The organism is Rhizobium sp. BK251 (genome assembly GCF_004345245.1).
Taxonomy (GTDB): domain Bacteria; phylum Pseudomonadota; class Alphaproteobacteria; order Rhizobiales; family Rhizobiaceae; genus Rhizobium.
In genome coordinates, this window is sequence record NZ_SLUQ01000007.1 from 282,945 (window position 1) to 298,672 (window position 15,728).

At 58.9% G+C, this 15,728-nt stretch carries 14 protein-coding genes and 3 tRNA genes; 12 read left to right on the plus strand and 5 right to left on the minus strand.

Going from position 1 to position 15,728, the window contains the following annotated elements; translation table 11 throughout:
• Positions 1–19: 19 nt before the first annotated feature.
• The 4 genes from EV286_RS19340 to EV286_RS19355 are packed head-to-tail and all read right to left on the minus strand — an operon-like array spanning position 20 to position 6,258.
• Entirely contained in the window at positions 20–2,974 is a 2,955-nt protein-coding gene (locus EV286_RS19340) for a glycosyltransferase (protein WP_132958791.1), read from the minus strand.
• Entirely contained in the window at positions 2,971–3,969 is a 999-nt protein-coding gene (locus EV286_RS19345) for a class I SAM-dependent methyltransferase (protein ID WP_132958792.1), read from the minus strand. The genes EV286_RS19340 and EV286_RS19345 overlap by 4 nt, the downstream gene beginning before the upstream one ends.
• Positions 3,970–4,004: 35 nt before the next feature.
• Positions 4,005–5,447, minus strand: a complete 1,443-nt coding sequence (locus tag EV286_RS19350) for an ABC transporter ATP-binding protein (RefSeq protein WP_132958793.1) — start codon at positions 5,445–5,447, stop codon at positions 4,005–4,007.
• A complete protein-coding gene (locus EV286_RS19355) occupies positions 5,437–6,258 on the minus strand; it encodes an ABC transporter permease (RefSeq protein WP_132958794.1) in 822 nt (273 codons plus the stop codon). Before EV286_RS19355 ends, EV286_RS19350 begins: the two co-directional genes overlap by 11 nt.
• A gap of 537 nt (positions 6,259–6,795) precedes the next feature.
• Here EV286_RS19355 and EV286_RS19360 point away from each other — a divergent pair.
• Both EV286_RS19360 and EV286_RS19365 read left to right on the plus strand, forming a co-directional pair.
• A complete protein-coding gene (locus tag EV286_RS19360; protein WP_132958795.1) occupies positions 6,796–7,098 on the plus strand; it encodes a hypothetical protein in 303 nt (100 codons plus the stop codon).
• A 198-nt stretch (positions 7,099–7,296) separates the two neighbouring features.
• On the plus strand, positions 7,297–8,226 hold the full coding sequence (locus EV286_RS19365) for a hypothetical protein (protein ID WP_132958796.1): 930 nt from the start codon (positions 7,297–7,299) through the stop codon (positions 8,224–8,226).
• A gap of 102 nt (positions 8,227–8,328) precedes the next feature.
• Here EV286_RS19365 and EV286_RS19370 read toward each other — a convergent pair.
• A tRNA-Val gene (locus tag EV286_RS19370) sits at positions 8,329–8,404 on the minus strand.
• A 531-nt stretch (positions 8,405–8,935) separates the two neighbouring features.
• Between EV286_RS19370 and EV286_RS19375 the strand changes: the two genes are divergently transcribed.
• The 10 genes from EV286_RS19375 to EV286_RS19420 all read left to right on the plus strand — a co-directional run bounded on the left by EV286_RS19375 (position 8,936) and on the right by EV286_RS19420 (position 15,719).
• Positions 8,936–9,012, plus strand: a tRNA-Asp gene (locus tag EV286_RS19375).
• A gap of 78 nt (positions 9,013–9,090) precedes the next feature.
• Positions 9,091–9,167, plus strand: a tRNA-Asp gene (locus EV286_RS19380).
• Between the two features lie 245 nt (positions 9,168–9,412).
• Positions 9,413–9,778, plus strand: a complete 366-nt coding sequence (locus EV286_RS19385) for an NADH-quinone oxidoreductase subunit A (protein WP_132959045.1) — start codon at positions 9,413–9,415, stop codon at positions 9,776–9,778.
• Positions 9,769–10,347: an NADH-quinone oxidoreductase subunit B gene (locus EV286_RS19390; RefSeq protein ID WP_132958797.1), complete on the plus strand. Its 579-nt coding sequence runs from the start codon at positions 9,769–9,771 to the stop codon at positions 10,345–10,347. The genes EV286_RS19385 and EV286_RS19390 overlap by 10 nt, the downstream gene beginning before the upstream one ends.
• 18 nt (positions 10,348–10,365) lie before the next feature.
• Positions 10,366–10,968: an NADH-quinone oxidoreductase subunit C gene (locus tag EV286_RS19395; protein WP_132958798.1), complete on the plus strand. Its 603-nt coding sequence runs from the start codon at positions 10,366–10,368 to the stop codon at positions 10,966–10,968.
• A 64-nt stretch (positions 10,969–11,032) separates the two neighbouring features.
• Entirely contained in the window at positions 11,033–12,223 is a 1,191-nt protein-coding gene (locus EV286_RS19400; RefSeq protein WP_132958799.1) for an NADH-quinone oxidoreductase subunit D, read from the plus strand.
• Positions 12,223–12,474 carry a hypothetical protein gene (locus tag EV286_RS19405; protein WP_132958800.1) on the plus strand — a complete coding sequence of 84 codons (252 nt, stop codon included), beginning with the start codon at positions 12,223–12,225 and terminating at the stop codon, positions 12,472–12,474. The genes EV286_RS19400 and EV286_RS19405 overlap by 1 nt, the downstream gene beginning before the upstream one ends.
• Positions 12,475–12,487: 13 nt before the next feature.
• Positions 12,488–13,597: an NADH-quinone oxidoreductase subunit E gene (locus EV286_RS19410; protein WP_132958801.1), complete on the plus strand. Its 1,110-nt coding sequence runs from the start codon at positions 12,488–12,490 to the stop codon at positions 13,595–13,597.
• Between the two features lie 10 nt (positions 13,598–13,607).
• Complete coding sequence (gene nuoF, locus EV286_RS19415) at positions 13,608–14,912, plus strand: NADH-quinone oxidoreductase subunit NuoF (RefSeq protein ID WP_132958802.1); 1,305 nt, start codon at positions 13,608–13,610, stop codon at positions 14,910–14,912.
• Positions 14,913–14,918: 6 nt separating this feature from the next.
• Positions 14,919–15,719 carry a 5' DNA nuclease gene (locus EV286_RS19420; RefSeq protein ID WP_132958803.1) on the plus strand — a complete coding sequence of 267 codons (801 nt, stop codon included), beginning with the start codon at positions 14,919–14,921 and terminating at the stop codon, positions 15,717–15,719.
• Positions 15,720–15,728 lie beyond the last annotated feature (9 nt).

Consider the following 15,728-nt stretch of genomic DNA (forward strand, 5'->3'; position numbering starts at 1 on the left):
CCTTGGGATCCCGAGATCCTCAGCCAAAACTTCTTCGAAGCCGAGACGAATAGCGCCGGGCTTTGCGTATGGCGGTGCTAAGAAGGTGCGCGCGCCGGTCAACAATGCTGAAGGCCGTTCGTGCAACATACTGTCGAGACTGGCGGTTGCGTCCAAGCCTCCATAGCTGCACAGAAAAATGGGCGAGAGCCGGAAGGCCGTAGAAACCGGGCACAATCTGGGCAAGCTTGGTTCCTCCCGCCCAAGACTCGCAGAGGCGATAGTGCCAGAGACCCTGATAGTAGTTGAAGCTTACATAGCCACCGTGTTGCTGGCAGATCTTAAAGACCTCCTCAAATATCTTTCCGCGCATTGCCAAGGTTTTCGCATCCTCGTGCAGCCGCGACTGGGCGAGCTTCTCGGCAGTGTGGTGGATGATGCCGCCGGAACTAGCGATGCGCAGCCAGTATTCATAGTCCATTGCAGTCTGCAGTTCAGCATTGAATGGCCCGGTCCGTTCGGCAATACGTCGACGCCAGAATGCCGCAGGCTGGCAGATACAGCAATCGTGCATCAACCGATCGAAAGAAAACTCGGCCGTCGTATAGACGCCAGTGATGTTGCCATCCTTGTCGATGTAGTCAGCGTTCCCATAGACCAGATCACATTCCGGGTATTCCGCGAAGTACTTGACAACTCTTTCGAGCGCTCTCGGCAGGAAAACGTCATCCGAATTGAGGTAGGCGAGAACCTCTCCCTTGGCGAGGACCATACCCTTGTTGATTGCGTCGGCCTGTCCGTTATCGCGCTCCGATATCCATCGGATCTTGTCGCCATAGCTCTTCAGGATGTCCACCGTCTCATCGGTCGACGCGCCGTCCATTACGATGAGTTCGACATTTTGATAGCTCTGATTGAGAACGCTATCTATCGAGTCTCGGATAAAATGGGCGTGGTTCCGCGTCGGCATGACAATGCTGACGAGAGGAGGTTTTCTGGTAGGCGTATTGATCGAGCTTGCTCGTCGCTTGAGCGCGGCGTGCAACTCGTGGGCAGGATTCGTCCAATTGTAAGCCGCCAGCCGCTCAACGGCCTTGGCCGAAAGGTCCTCGCGCAAGCCGGGTTCGGAAACGATGCGGCGCATCAGATCAGCCATTGCGTCTGCATCGGTTGGATCGCATGCCAGAACGGCATCTCCGCCTACTTCCGGGAGGGACGCCACGTTACTGCAAAGAACCGGGGTCCCGTAGCGGAAGGCCTCAAGGAGAGGGATACCGAATCCTTCGAACAATGAAAAATAAACGAGGGCGACCGTGTCGCGGAACAACGCCGCTACCTGATCATGAGGGACAAACCCGAGATGCAGGATCGGCAGATCCTCATAGCCCTTGATGGCGTCTTCAAGCCCCTCAGGGCTCCCGGTCAAGACGAGACCAGTCTTTGCCGGCAGGTGGGGCAGGGCGCGCCGGAAGGCGTCGAAAAGGCGGCGATGATTTTTGTGTGGCCACAGATTGGCCGGCATGTAGAAGAAGCGATCGAAGGTCTTTACCTTCTCGGGAAGCGCACCGCCGGCGGGGTCATCACGCAATTCCTCTGGAAGTGCCGCAGGCATTAAGAAAACGTCCTGGCTTAGCGTCCAGGGATTGTTGATGACTGTTGAGCGGGAATGCTCAGTCATTGTGGCGATCGCGCCGCCCTTTGAAAGAGCATAGGCAAAGGCGCGCCGCCGCGCCGCAAGAACGGGACTCGTAAAGAACTCGGGAAAGAACTCGTGCTGCAGGTCCGGGATGACGAAAATCTGCTGCTCGAAAGGTAAGTCCGGGTGATTTTCCTGAGGGTAAGATCGGATGACGGCATCAACGCCAGCATCCTCGCAACGGCGGGTCATTTCTTCGTAGAAGCGTTGCGGGTGCTCATTTAGAGCAACGTATTCGACGTTGTCGCCGGCCACCTTGAGAGGCGCTTTCCCAGGACGATGAAACATGATGAAGCGGTCGCTCGGGTAGAGCCTCACCATCTCCCGCAGAACGCCTTGGACCCAGGGGACAATGCCTCCGGACGCCCCAGGAGTGAGAGGGTAAAGATCGATGCCAACGACGAGATCGAACGCTCCCTCAGCACGGATAGGCATTCCCGAGGCATCGACGCCAAGGCGCTGCATGTCCGATTGGACGGCCGACCACAATTGGCGCGCGGCCTTGAAGGTCTTGTTGTGAAACGCACCTGGATTGTTGCGCATCAGGCCCGTCATAGTATCAAGCCAATAGCACAAGGCCCCGTGGGTCATTGGCTTGCCGCTGTAGCGTTCAGCCATCAGGCGCAGTTCTTCGGTTCGTCGAAAGCCCCCACTTGCTGTCAGCGTTGCTTCCCATTCACGCGTCGCGGACAGTTGCGCGTCAATTGTTGCAGGGGAGGCTTCCTTGGCTAGGCGAAGCCAAAGATCCCAGTCAAAGCTCCAGCGAAGGTCAGTATTGAGCAACCCGACCTTCCGCAACACATTTGGATTCATGAAGGTTGAGGGTTGGAGTATATAGTCAAGTCCCTCCACGAGCGCGCGGTGGTTGTAGACCACGTTGCGAGCATTGAAGGTCGACTTGATCTTGCCCGCTTCGTCGACGCGCACGCCGTTGCCGAACCAGAAGGCGGCGTCCGGATTTTCCCGCCAGGCCTCGGCCAGCTTCTCGAATGCGCCCGGAAGATAGAAGTCGTCCGCATTCAGCCAGGCGACGATGTCGCCGGTGCATCTGGCCAACCCCTTGTTTATTGCGTCGGCTGCCCCCTTATCGGGCTCACTAACATAGTCGGTGAGCCGCGATCGGTTGCGTTCGAGTATGTCGAGCGTGTCGTCGCTTGATCGGCCATCGATGACAAAATGCTCAATGTCGGGCCAATTCTGGGCCGCGACAGAATCAAGGCAGTCTTGGAGAAATCGCCCCTGATTCAGGGATGGAGTCACTATCGAGATCTTGGGTGTTAGGCGGTTTGCGAGCATCATCGTCCGATTATTCTTCCTCGAATGCCTTGTGCCTCGTGCACCATTGCGGTCAATTTATGAATCTGCTCCAGCCTCTCGGCGCGATCGGCATCAATTACCTTGACGTGTTCGCTGAGGGCTTTGACTCTCTCGTCGAGATCCAGCATCGCCTGAACGAACCGACCCGTCGGTGTTGAGGCTAGCGCCTCCGTCGCCTTTTCACTCTCGACGGGGACTATTGGCTGTCTGCTTACGACGAAGAACATGTCGTGCTGGTAGAACACGGCGGGTTCGAAAGTTACATGATTCGCACCAAGGCCTGCGAACAGACGGCGAGCAGACTCCTCGGTGAACAGATAGATGTGCTCATCGGGCCTCAGCATCCCCTGGAATGCACTTTCCGACTTCACGAGATCTTCGTAAACACCCTCTCCATTGAACTGAGGCGTCTGGACAAGAAGCAGCCCATCCGGTTTCAATAAACGCAGAGCGTGCCCCATGGTTCGCTCCGGATCAGGCAGATGCTCAAGCACATCCATCAACACGACGACGTCAAGTGTCGCTGGCTCTAGTTCCAGATCCTCAATTGGGCCCATCGAAACCGGTACGTCGAAGGTGTTTCTGGCAAACTCTACGACCCAAGGGCTCAGTTCCAGGCCGCTCGCATCATATCCCGCCTGGCGCATCATCCGGACAAAGCTGCCATGAGAACAGCCCAACTCAAGCACCTTTGCTGAGGGGAGTCGGTACTTGAGCAATATCTTCAGCCAATAGAGATTGCGATCGACAAGATCACTCCGAGATCGTGCGAATATGTCCGGAAAGCCCAGGTCCTTTTTCTGGTGGTCGAGCCAGTATCGCTTTCCGTAGAAGCCTTCCTCGTCGCCTGATGGCTGCAACTCTTGCTCGGTTAGGCCATCCACCGACACAAGAGTTCCGCAGTTGGAGCATTTTCCATATTCAGCGTTAAAAGAAAGAAGGTCGTGGTTGCCACACCAGCAAATTCGCCTGTTCATTGCTTAGGTTCCCGATCAAAATGCCGCTTCTGGCGCTATTCTGGCTTATGTTCTTTACTATCAAGGACGAACGCGTAGTCAAAACTGCCCGGTAGATCAGCGATGCCATGATGCGTCAAAGCGGAGCCGTCGTGAACAGTGCGCCAGCCCACCGCTATAACACCCGCCTTCGGCAAATGGCATATTCGGGCAATGCGCGAGAAAATCCTCTCGTGATTTAGATTCCCCATGTCCTTGTAAGTTGTCGCATCTATCGTCGCCAATCCCAATTCAAAGCTATATTCACCAAGCTCAAGTTTTAGTTCGATACTCTGCCGACAGCGAACAAGCGTTCCAGCTGGAAGGTGTCCCGGCGCTTCCGCGCTGTACTCCAGGGATCCCTTGCCGTGAACGTTAATGCCTCTTTCGTTTTGAAGGACCACGCCGGCGAGGGGAACCGCGATTGGCTCTGACAGTAAAAACTCGTAGTAGAAGACTGCTGTTTCGCCTTGTGCGAAGCTAGCACAGGGATTGCCTTGGGTGTCGCAGACTGCGTACCGGACACACTTCGCGGCACCGTTGTGAACCTGCGTTAGTGCTGCGGCGTCGTTGAACTTGAAATCCTCGGGCCAAAAGTCGTGCGATACTCTGGTGGACGAAGGAAGCGCCGCCGCTGCATCTGTGCTTGGTACACCCGCCAGATGTTCAGGCCGTCTTGTCTGGTGAAGCTGGTAATAGCGCTTCGCCGCCTCTGTCGCTTCCCCTAGAAAAAGCGCTTTGCCGTGATCGAGAAGAATGGCGCGATCGCAGAATTGCTCAATGTCGGTCATCGCGTGTGAAACGAGAAGTACAGCCGCCCCGGAGGCTCGGAGTGCCTCAAGACGGGCATAGCACTTCTGCCGAAAAAACACGTCGCCGACCGCAAGCGCTTCGTCGATGATGACGATCGCGGCATCGATGTGGGCCTGCACGGCGAAAGCCAAACGTACAAACATTCCGCTTGAGTAATTCTTTACCGGCTGGTCGATGAACTCGCCAATGTCGGCGAACTCTACAATCCGGTCGTAGCGAGCCTCAATTTCCTGTTGTGTAAGGCCAAGAATTCTCGCGTTGAGGAAGACATTCTCTCGGCCGGTAAATTCCGGATTGAATCCGCTGCCTAGTTCGAGCAGCGCAGCCACGCGACCGCTGACCCGCGCCTCGCCGTAGGTCGGAGTAAGCGTCCCGGCAATAATTTGAAGAAGCGTGCTCTTCCCACTGCCGTTGCGCCCAATAATCCCTAGCGTCTCGCCTGCCTTGACCTGGAAGGAAATATCGCGCAGGGCCCAGAACTCACGGTGGTAGACTGAGGGACCACCTTCACCGGCAACTCCCATTCTAGCGGCGATGCCGCGAAGGCGAGGGATGATGAGTTGTTTTAGGCGGTCGCGGGGTTGATTGTAGATCTCATATCGCTTGCCGACCCCGCTTACCTCGATGACGGCAGCGTCAAAGGACATCTGCAAACCCCTTTCTCGTTTTCTGGAACCAGGCAAAGCCCAGATAGAGGACGGCTATGCCGATTGCCAGGCTTGCGCCCCATGCCAGCCAGTTGATCGGTTCCCCCCAAAGCAGTGCGCTTCGAAGCTGAATGATAGGCAGCGTGATAGGGTTCCACACGAGTATCGCCTGATAGACGGGCGGCAAGGCCTCAATGGGGTAGAAGACGGGTGCCAGGAATAGCGTAACAGTAGTCATCATCCCGATGGCCTGCGCGAAATCCCTCAAATATACGCCAAGCGACGCAAGGAGCCAGCTTAGGCCGAGGACGATCAACAGCATTGGCAACAGTATGACCGGAAGAAGAATGCCGGCGAAATGAAGGGGCGCACCCGCGACGAGGCAAAAAAACACCAGCACGGTGAGGCTGACAAGAAAATGACCGAGAGCGGACCCAAGTGCCATCAGAGGAAGTATCTCCAGCGGAAAGACAACCCTTTTCACGTAGCTTGGATGGCTTGTAATCAACGTTGGTGCTCTGTTCAGGCATTCAGCAAAGAGCGCATGAACAATAAGCCCTGAAAACAGCACAATCGCGAAACCAAGCTTGCTATCGCTCTCCACCCCCCAGCGCGCCTTGAAAGCCACGCTGAATACAAAGGTGTATATGACCAGCATGAGAAGCGGATTGAAGAGCGACCAAGCGACGCCCATGAACGAGCCCTTGTATCGTCCGATGAAATCTCGCTTGATTAGTTCCCACAGCAATTCGCGATGATGCAGAATGGTGGCCGGAATGCTGGTCAGACTAGTAGGGTAGACGCGGCTCATCACGCTGTTTCCGATTTTTTGGTCAGCGTGTGACGGTGCGGCTGAATGAATGCAGCCACAGCCTTGAGCATTCGCCGCTCCCGAGTTGCGTTCTCGCTATTTGTCTTGCCGCCAAGTGGGCCTCATTAAGTCCGGCTATGCTCAGCCCGATTGTCGAGCTAGATAACACATCATTTGCTGGGCTCGCTGATTGGGACCCGTTACCAAGAAAGTCAACCGAAATCTGGCGCCAACGAGCCAGGAGTGGCACAACTCGATTGCTTGGCGACCATGGATGAGAGAGCCGAGAACGACCCAGATGCGAGGTCGAAGACGGTGCGTTTTCACCGCAGCACTCCTCGGGTCTCCCTGTAGTTTCGGTGACGGTGCGTTGGTTTCCGGCACGCCTTAAGACCCGTCGCCAAGGGCGGCTATACTCACTCGCCGACCGAAGTTGCAAAGCGCAACTCCGCCCCGAAGGGGAGAAACCGCATCATGAGTTGTTGTATGTCTGACTAGCCGCGCTAGCTTTACCAATAGATCACGGGAGGACGGCAAATGGTCGATGCTCAGTTTTCACAAAGCGATGACGCCAAGATGGCAATAGGGCAAATCTCCGGATTGATGGGGCGTGTCCAGCGCAGCGTAAGCTACTTCGTGGCATCTGCGATACTGATATACGCGTCCGCCTATGATTTGCGTTCCCCTGCACTTATTGCGCTGACGATCGGCATACTAGGGCTGACCTCGGCAAGCGCTAAGGTTGGACAGCTTGGAATCGCAATCCTGCTGCTGCTGGCGGTATTCAGTCCGGAGATGTTGGGCCAGCTGTCGACAGGTTTGAAGTCCCTGGCCGGCTAACCGAGATTGCCTCAGGTTGCCACTTCCAATAGATGGCGTGACACGGTAGGGGAAGCTTTCCCGAGAGACTATTTACGGTCTGTGGCGGGGCGAAGCTGGCAAGAGGGTAGGTCATAGGCACCCGCCAAGAAGGGCAAATTTATCATGATCCAGACAAAGCGGGGGAGAACTCACGCCGGGCGTGGGTGGACTGTTTAAATGCGTAACCCGATTTCGATACTGCGAAATTTCAGTCGGCGCATCGTGGACGCAATTGATGGGGGGCCCTCTCGTTTGGTGGAGATCGAGAGCAGATTGGCATCTCAAAGCGCGCAGATGCGCGCCATCGTGGAGGGCGCCTCCAGTCAACTGGCCGAAATGCGCAAGGCGCAACTGGATCTCGGGATGGATTTCTTGGTCCAGACCAACCCCCGTTACCGTGACGCGCGACGCGTGGGAAGCGCGCCTGGGCAGGTTTACAGCCAGAACAATGAAGACGGTGTGATCGCCGAAATCTTCAGGCGAATCGGCACCACAGCCAAGACATTTATAGAGATTGCGGCGGGAGATGGCGTCGAAAATACAACTCGCCTCCTGCTCGATCTGGGTTGGTCCGGCATCTGGATTGAGGCAGGAGACGCACAGGCGGCGTCGATCCGCACGTTGATGTCTGAACCGATCGCAGATGGAAGGCTCGTGTTTATCCAGAACAGAGTCGATCGAGAAAACGTTGTTGAACTGCTTCAGCAATCTTTGCCTAGCGAGCTCGACTATCTCTCTCTCGACATCGACTATAACACGTCACACATATGGTCCGCGCTGACGGCCCTCAGGCCGCGCGTGGTATGCGTCGAGTACAATGCGCACTTCCCCCCAAGCATCGACCATGAAGTGCTCTACGATCCGGAGGCCATGTGGCAGGGCACCACGCGCTTCGGAGCAAGCCTGAAGGCTCTGGAGCGGATCGGACGTGAAGCCGGTTACAGTTTGGTCGGCTGTGACATCTTTGGGGTCAATGCCTATTTCGTTCGCAACGATCTCTGCAACGAAGAGAGATTTTTAGCGCCATTCACGGCCGAAAATCACTACGAGCCGCCGCGCTACAGCGCTGTGCACATGCGAGGTCATGGACGACAGGCGGAATTCTGAAAAGGGCAGAGCGCTGCTCCCGGGCAGCGCCTGCCACGCGAAGTCGCAGCTTCCCGGAAATTGCAATATGCAGCACCAAAGAGTCCTGGTATCTAGGAAAAATGGTGGGCGATGAGAGACTCGAACTCCCGACATCCTCGGTGTAAACGAGGCGCTCTACCAACTGAGCTAATCGCCCTTGCGGCGCGGAGCGAAGCGTCCGGCGCTTGGTGGCCGTGATCTATGCGGATCGTGGAGAAACCGCAAGAGTGTTTGTGAAGTTTTTTTGATTTTTTTCCAGCCCCGATGTGATCGTCCGGCGTGGCGCCTGTATTCTCGCGCCATGGGAGGGAAGGGGATTCGTTGCCGGTATATGGATAGCGGCCGCCGAGCCGTTAACCGCGTAGCGACCACCCCCCCCCCCCGGAGCCGCAATCGGCTGCGGGGGGGCGCTATGGTCCAAAGCCGGCCGAACGCCGCAGGCGTCGTCATCGGCGCGTTGCTTGCATATCCGGCGCGCGCGTGGCCGCCGTTCATGATATAAGGGGGCGGTATTTGCGGCTGTTCTGCTGGTCCGGGATCGCGGCTGTGGAAACAATTCGCCTGGTGTCATGGTTTTGTCTCCAAAGCTGCTTGACACTAAAAGACGAACCCCTTAGTTAGCCGCTCATCGAAGCGGCAAGGCCGTTTTGAGGGGATGCCAGGGGCATTCGGATTGCTTGAAATAAGTGCGGGTGTAGCTCAGTCGGTTAGAGTGCCGGCCTGTCACGCCGGAGGTCGCGGGTTCGAGCCCCGTCACTCGCGCCACTTCAAGCGGCAAGCACGGTGTTCGTGCTTTCGGTCCGTACGCTTCTGTCGGGTCCCGGTCCCTCGGGCCATTTATGCGCGGGTGTAGCTCAGTCGGTTAGAGTGCCGGCCTGTCACGCCGGAGGTCGCGGGTTCGAGCCCCGTCACTCGCGCCATTTCTCTTTCAAGCCATGCAATTTTTGCGCGCCTGTCATGCTGTGTCGCCATCGGGGCCGATTCGTGGCGGTTTTGCCGCATCGGCAGGGCAAAGTCTCGTCTGTGCTAATCGAATTGCCTGCCTAAATGTCTTGCGCCCGCGCGCCGCCTGCGCTAGTCACGGCTATGTTGCAACGCACGTTCGCTTGCTGGGCATTTGCCCAACCGCGCCGCCCGGCGCGCGCCGCAGGCAGGGAAGAACATGATGACTGAACTGCTCAGTTCGTACATTCCGATAGCGATCTTCATTGGCATTGCGCTGGTGATTGGCCTTGCTCTTCTGATCGCTCCCTTCGCCGTCGCCTTCAAGGCGCCCGATTCTGAAAAGCTCTCGGCCTACGAGTGCGGCTTCAATGCATTCGATGACGCCCGCATGAAGTTCGATATCCGGTTCTACCTGGTGTCGATCCTCTTCATCATCTTCGATCTCGAGGTCGCCTTCCTCTTCCCCTGGGCGGTTTCCTTCGGCGAGGTGGGCTGGTTCGGTTTCTGGTCGATGATGGTGTTCCTCGGAGTGCTGACCATCGGCTTTATATATGAATGGAAGAAGGGAGCGCTGGAATGGAACTAGCATCCGGCACCGCGGTCGTTGCGCCCAAGCCGAAGGGGATCATCGATCCCGCCACCGGCAAGCCGATCGGCAGCAATGATCCGTTCTTCGGCGAGATCAACAACGAACTCGCCGACAAGGGCTTTCTCGTCACCTCGACCGACGAGCTGATCAACTGGGCCCGCACCGGCTCGCTGATGTGGATGACCTTCGGCCTCGCTTGCTGCGCGGTCGAGATGATGCAGCTTTCGATGCCGCGCTATGACGTCGAGCGCTTCGGCTTCGCGCCGCGCGCCTCGCCGCGCCAGTCGGACGTCATGATCGTCGCCGGCACGCTGACCAACAAGATGGCTCCGGCGCTGCGCAAGGTGTACGACCAGATGCCCGAGCCGCGTTACGTGATCTCCATGGGCTCCTGCGCCAATGGCGGCGGCTACTATCACTATTCCTATTCGGTGGTGCGCGGCTGCGATCGCGTCGTGCCGGTCGACATATATGTGCCGGGCTGTCCCCCCACGGCGGAGGCGCTGCTCTACGGCGTGCTCCTGCTGCAGAAGAAAATCCGGCGCACCGGTACGATCGAACGCTGAGGGTAAGGACAGAGCAATATGAGTGAAGCCCTTAAAGAGCTTGCGTCCTACCTGGCGGAGGCCCGCGGCAACCTTATCGTGGCGTCCGAGCAGAAGTTCGGCGAGCTGACGGTGACGACGACCGGCGAGAACCTCGTCGAGCTGCTGACCTTCCTGCGCGACGACGGCAACTGCGCTTTCGTCAACTTCACGGACATCTGCGGCGTCGACTGGCCGCAGCGCGCCGAGCGCTTCGACGTGGTCTATCATCTCCTGTCGCCGAAGAAGAACCTGCGCATTCGCGTCAAGGTCGCCACGGGCGAGGAGGAGCCGGTTCCTTCGGTCTGCGGCGTCTATCCCGGTGCAGACTGGTTCGAGCGCGAAACCTGGGACATGTACGGCGTTCTCTTCACCGGCCATCCGGACTTGCGCCGCATCCTGACCGACTACGGTTTCGAAGGGCATCCGCTCCGCAAGGACTTTCCGACGACCGGCTTCGTCGAGGTCCGCTATGACGATGCCGCGAAGCGGGTCGTGTACGAGCCTGTGGAACTGAAACAGGAATTCCGCAGCTTCGACTTCCTCTCTCCCTGGGAAGGCACGGAATACGTGCTGCCGGGCGATGAGAAGGCGAAGCAGTAGGATGATGGCGTGTGGCGGGCTTGCGCCCGCCGTTCACTGAATTACGAAACGCGAGCGCGTCGCCATGACAGAACATAACGTCCGGAACTTCAATATCAATTTCGGTCCGCAGCATCCGGCCGCCCACGGCGTTCTGCGCCTCGTGCTGGAGCTCGATGGCGAAATCGTCGAGCGCGTCGATCCGCATATCGGCCTGCTGCATCGCGGCACCGAAAAGCTGATCGAGACCAAGACCTACCTGCAGGCCGTTCCCTATTTCGACCGCCTCGACTACGTGGCGCCGATGAACCAGGAGCACGCCTACGCTCTGGCCGTCGAAAAGCTGCTCGAGATCGAGATCCCGATCCGCGGCCAGCTGATCCGCGTTCTCTACTCCGAAATCGGCCGCATCCTGTCGCATCTCCTGAACGTCACGACGCAGGCGATGGACGTCGGTGCGCTTACGCCGCCTCTCTGGGGCTTCGAGGAGCGCGAGAAGCTGATGGTGTTCTATGAGCGCGCTTCCGGCTCGCGCATGCACGCCGCCTATGTCCGCCCGGGTGGCGTCCATCAGGACCTGCCCGAAAAGCTGGTGCAGGATATCGGCGACTGGTGCGATCCCTTCCTGAAGACGCTGGACGACATCGACGAACTCCTGACCGGCAACCGCATCTTCAAGCAGCGCAACGTCGATATCGGCTTCGTTTCGCTGGCAGATGCCTGGGCCTGGGGTTTCTCGGGCGTGATGGTACGCGGTTCGGGTGCGGCATGGGATCTGCGTCGCGCTCAGCCCTATGAATGCTACTCGGATCTCGAGTTCGACATTCCGGTCGGCAGGAACGGCGACAATTACGACCGTTACGTGATCCGCATGATCGAGATGCGTGAATCGGTTCGCATCATGAAGCAGTGCGTCAACCGCCTGCTCGGCGATGCCAAGACCGGTCCTTTCTCCGCTCTGGACGGCAAGGTCGTGCCGCCGAAGCGTGGCGAGATGAAGCGCTCGATGGAAGCGCTGATCCACCACTTCAAGCTCTATACCGAAGGCTATCACGTGCCGGCCGGCGAGGTTTACGCGGCCGTCGAGGCGCCGAAGGGCGAATTCGGCGTCTACCTCGTCTCCGACGGCACCAACAAGCCATACCGCTGCAAGATCCGTGCCCCGGGCTATGCCCATCTCCAGGCGATGGACTTCATGTGCCGCGGCCACCAGCTCGCCGACATCGCCGCCGTGCTGGGTTCGCTCGACATCGTCTTCGGCGAGGTCGACCGTTGATGAAAGGTCCGGCGCTGACCATGGTCGTGCTTCTTGCCGCTTCCGCGGCCTTCGCGCAGGACGCGACCAAAAACGGTCAGGTCCAGCAGGAAGGGGAGCAGTCGATGGGGCGCCTCCTTTCGCAAGGTTATGAGATCAGGGCCGCCGTACCGAACGGCGGCAAGTTCGTTGTTTTTATGCAGAAAGACCAGTCGGCCTATGCCTGCGAATTCCAGTCCCTGGTGAATTCGCGGTGTGGCGCCATAAACTGATAAGGCTGAAAGAATGTCCGTTCGTCGACTTGCTGAAGATCAATTCCAGCCTGGCGCCTTCTCCTTCAGCGAGGAGAACAGCGCCTGGGCTGATCGCACGATCAAGAAATATCCCGAGGGGCGCCAGCAGTCCGCAGTCATCCCGCTGCTGATGCGGGCTCAGGAGCAGGAGGGATGGGTCACCAAGGCGGCGATCGAGAAGGTCGCGGACATGCTCGACATGGCCTATATCCGCGTGCTCGAAGTCGCGACGTTCTATACCCAGTTCCAGCTCGGGCCGGTCGGCACGCGCGCGCACGTCCAAGTGTGCGGAACCACGCCCTGCATGCTGCGTGGCGCCGAAGACCTTATCAAGGTCTGCAAGAGCAAGATCCATGCACAGCCCTTCCATCGCAACGCGGAAGGTACGCTTTCCTGGGAAGAAGTCGAATGTCTCGGTGCCTGCGTCAATGCGCCGATGGTCATGATCGGCAAAGACACCTATGAGGATCTGAGCGTCGAGCGCTTCGAAGAGATCGTCGATGTCTTCGCTGCCGGCAAGGGTGCTGAAATCCCGGTCGGCCCGCAGATCGAGCGCATCTACTCGGCGCCTGAAGGTGGCCTGACGTCGCTGACCGAAGAAGCACCGAAGACGAGAAGCCGCGCCGCGAGCAAGCCCGTGGCGGCCGAGGCTGTCAGCGTTCCGCCTTCGGAGGCTGCTCGTCCGAAGAGCACGGATGCCGAGACGAACCCGGCCCTGAAGAGCCCTGCGGACAACAAGACGGCGCTGCCGAGCGACGATCCGAAAGCCAAGCCCGCAAAGGCAGCGAACACGGCTGTCGGCCAGGCGAAACCTTCGCTGACCGACAAGAACCGTCCGGCTGGCATCGAAAAGCCGTCGACGCCCGACGACCTGAAGATGATTTCCGGCGTTGGCCCCAAGATCGAGGCTACGCTCAATGAACTCGGTATCTTCACCTTCGCGCAGATCGCCGGCTGGAAGAAAGCCGAGCGCGAATGGGCTGATGCCTATCTGAACTTCCGCGGCCGCATCGAGCGCGACGACTGGGTCAAGCAGGCCAAGGCGCTCGCCAAGGGCGGCGAAGCGGAATATATCAAGGTCTTCGGTAAGAAGCCGCGGTAAGAGGTGAAGCATGTTACAAGATAAAGACCGCATCTTTACCAACATCTACGGCCTCAAGGACAAGTCCCTGAAGGGTGCGATGGCACGCGGCCACTGGGATGGTACCAAGCAGATCCTCGAAAAGGGTCGCGACTGGATCATCAACGAGATGAAGGCCTCCGGCCTTCGCGGCCGTGGCGGCGCCGGCTTCCCGACCGGTCTCAAGTGGTCCTTCATGCCGAAGGAAAGCGACGGCCGTCCGCATTACCTCGTCGTCAACGCCGACGAGTCCGAGCCCGGTACCTGCAAGGACCGCGACATCATGCGCCACGATCCGCACACGCTGATCGAAGGCTGCGTGGTCGCGAGCTTCGCGATGGGCGCCAATGCGGCCTATATTTACGTGCGCGGCGAATACATCCGCGAACGCGAAGCGCTGCAGGCGGCGATCGACGAGTGCTACGATTACGGTTTGTTGGGCAAAAACAACAAGCTCGGCTGGGATATGGACATTTACGTTCATCACGGTGCCGGCGCCTATATCTGTGGCGAGGAGACCGCGCTGCTCGAAAGCCTCGAAGGCAAGAAGGGCCAGCCGCGCCTGAAGCCGCCGTTCCCGGCGAACATGGGTCTCTACGGCTGCCCGACGACGGTCAACAACGTTGAATCGATCGCGGTCGCTCCGACGATCCTTCGTCGCGGCGCGACCTGGTTCTCGTCGATCGGCCGCCCGAACAACGTCGGCACGAAGCTGTTCATGCTGTCCGGCCACGTCAACAAGCCGTGCACGGTCGAAGAAGAAATGGGCATCACGTTCCGTGAGCTCGTCGATCGCCATGCCGGCGGTATCCGCGGCGGCTGGGACAACCTGCTTGCCGTCATCCCCGGCGGCGCATCGTGCCCGATCGTTCCGGCCAAGGACATCATCGACTGCCCGATGGACTTCGACGGACTGCGCGCAGTCGGCTCATCCTTCGGTACGGCGGCTGCGATCGTCATGGACAAGTCGACCGACGTCATCAAGGCAATCGCCCGCATCTCGGCATTCTTCAAGCACGAGAGCTGTGGCCAGTGCACCCCCTGCCGCGAAGGCACGGGCTGGATGTGGCGCGTGATGGAGCGCATGGCCAAGGGCAACGCCCAGAAGCGCGAAATCGACATGCTGTTCCAGGTCACCAAGCAGATCGAGGGTCACACGATCTGTGCATTGGGCGATGCTGCGGCATGGCCGATCCAGGGACTGATCCGGAACTTCCGTCCGGAAATCGAAAAGCGCATTGATCAGTACACCCACAACGCACTCGCCCATGGCGCAGTGCTGGAAGCTGCGGAGTAAGGACCTATGACGGCAGATAGCAGGCATCAGGAAAGGGCAGATCTATCGGCCGTTTTCGGTCGCGCGGCTGCCGACATTCTCGAGCATTCCGCGGCAATGCCGCTGCATCCGCTGATGGCTCATCCGGCTGCCGCCATGGCGGCTGCGACCGCGATCGGCTTCGGCTTTTCGACGCAGATGGCGGGCGCCTTCTGGGGCGCCTTCCAGGGTGCGGTCGAGGCAACGCACAAACTCGCGGCCGCCATTGAGGAACAGAGCGCTTCGGCCGGTCCCTTCGGTGGTGCCGCCGCGACTGCCAGCAAGGTCGAGCGGCCGGCCCCGGAAAAGGCAAAACCTGTCATTTCAGTGGTTTCGAAGTCGGCCGTCGCAGCGGCGAAGACTGACATAGAGCCGAAACCTTCGGCGAAGATACTGTCGGTAAAGGCAAAGGCGCCGGTGAAGCCGGCGGCCAAGGAAGCGCCTGTCGCCAAGGCAGCACCGGCGGCGAAGGAGACACAGGCTAGGAAGCCCGCGGCGAAGAAAGTGTCCGTTGCGGCAGTGGCTGAACCGGTTGCGGTAAAGCCTGCGCCCGCCAAGGCGACGCGCGGCGGCAAGGTCGACGACCTGAAGCTGATTTCGGGCATAGGGCCGAAGCTGGAGCAGGTGCTCAACGACCGCGGCATCCGCCGCTTCGCCGATATTGCGGCGTGGAGCGCGGAAGAGGCCGGACGTGTCGATGCGGAGCTCGGTTTCGAGGGCCGTATCGGTCGCGATGGCTGGGTCGCGCAGGCGCAGACCTTGGCCGCCGGGACGAAGGCGAAGAAGTAAGGAATTTCG

Bases quoted from the DNA above. Each gene is read 5' to 3' on its own strand.
- EV286_RS19340 (WP_132958791.1), bottom strand. From the start codon at position 2,974: ATGATGCTCGCAAACCGCCTAACACCCAAGATCTCGATAGTGACTCCA.
- EV286_RS19345 (WP_132958792.1), bottom strand. From the start codon at position 3,969: ATGAACAGGCGAATTTGCTGGTGTGGCAACCACGACCTTCTTTCTTTT.
- EV286_RS19350 (WP_132958793.1), bottom strand. From the start codon at position 5,447: ATGTCCTTTGACGCTGCCGTCATCGAGGTAAGCGGGGTCGGCAAGCGA.
- EV286_RS19355 (WP_132958794.1), bottom strand. From the start codon at position 6,258: ATGAGCCGCGTCTACCCTACTAGTCTGACCAGCATTCCGGCCACCATT.
- EV286_RS19360 (WP_132958795.1), top strand. From the start codon at position 6,796: ATGGTCGATGCTCAGTTTTCACAAAGCGATGACGCCAAGATGGCAATA.
- EV286_RS19365 (WP_132958796.1), top strand. From the start codon at position 7,297: ATGCGTAACCCGATTTCGATACTGCGAAATTTCAGTCGGCGCATCGTG.
- EV286_RS19385 (WP_132959045.1), top strand. From the start codon at position 9,413: ATGACTGAACTGCTCAGTTCGTACATTCCGATAGCGATCTTCATTGGC.
- EV286_RS19390 (WP_132958797.1), top strand. From the start codon at position 9,769: ATGGAACTAGCATCCGGCACCGCGGTCGTTGCGCCCAAGCCGAAGGGG.
- EV286_RS19395 (WP_132958798.1), top strand. From the start codon at position 10,366: ATGAGTGAAGCCCTTAAAGAGCTTGCGTCCTACCTGGCGGAGGCCCGC.
- EV286_RS19400 (WP_132958799.1), top strand. From the start codon at position 11,033: ATGACAGAACATAACGTCCGGAACTTCAATATCAATTTCGGTCCGCAG.
- EV286_RS19405 (WP_132958800.1), top strand. From the start codon at position 12,223: ATGAAAGGTCCGGCGCTGACCATGGTCGTGCTTCTTGCCGCTTCCGCG.
- EV286_RS19410 (WP_132958801.1), top strand. From the start codon at position 12,488: ATGTCCGTTCGTCGACTTGCTGAAGATCAATTCCAGCCTGGCGCCTTC.
- nuoF (WP_132958802.1), top strand. From the start codon at position 13,608: ATGTTACAAGATAAAGACCGCATCTTTACCAACATCTACGGCCTCAAG.
- EV286_RS19420 (WP_132958803.1), top strand. From the start codon at position 14,919: ATGACGGCAGATAGCAGGCATCAGGAAAGGGCAGATCTATCGGCCGTT.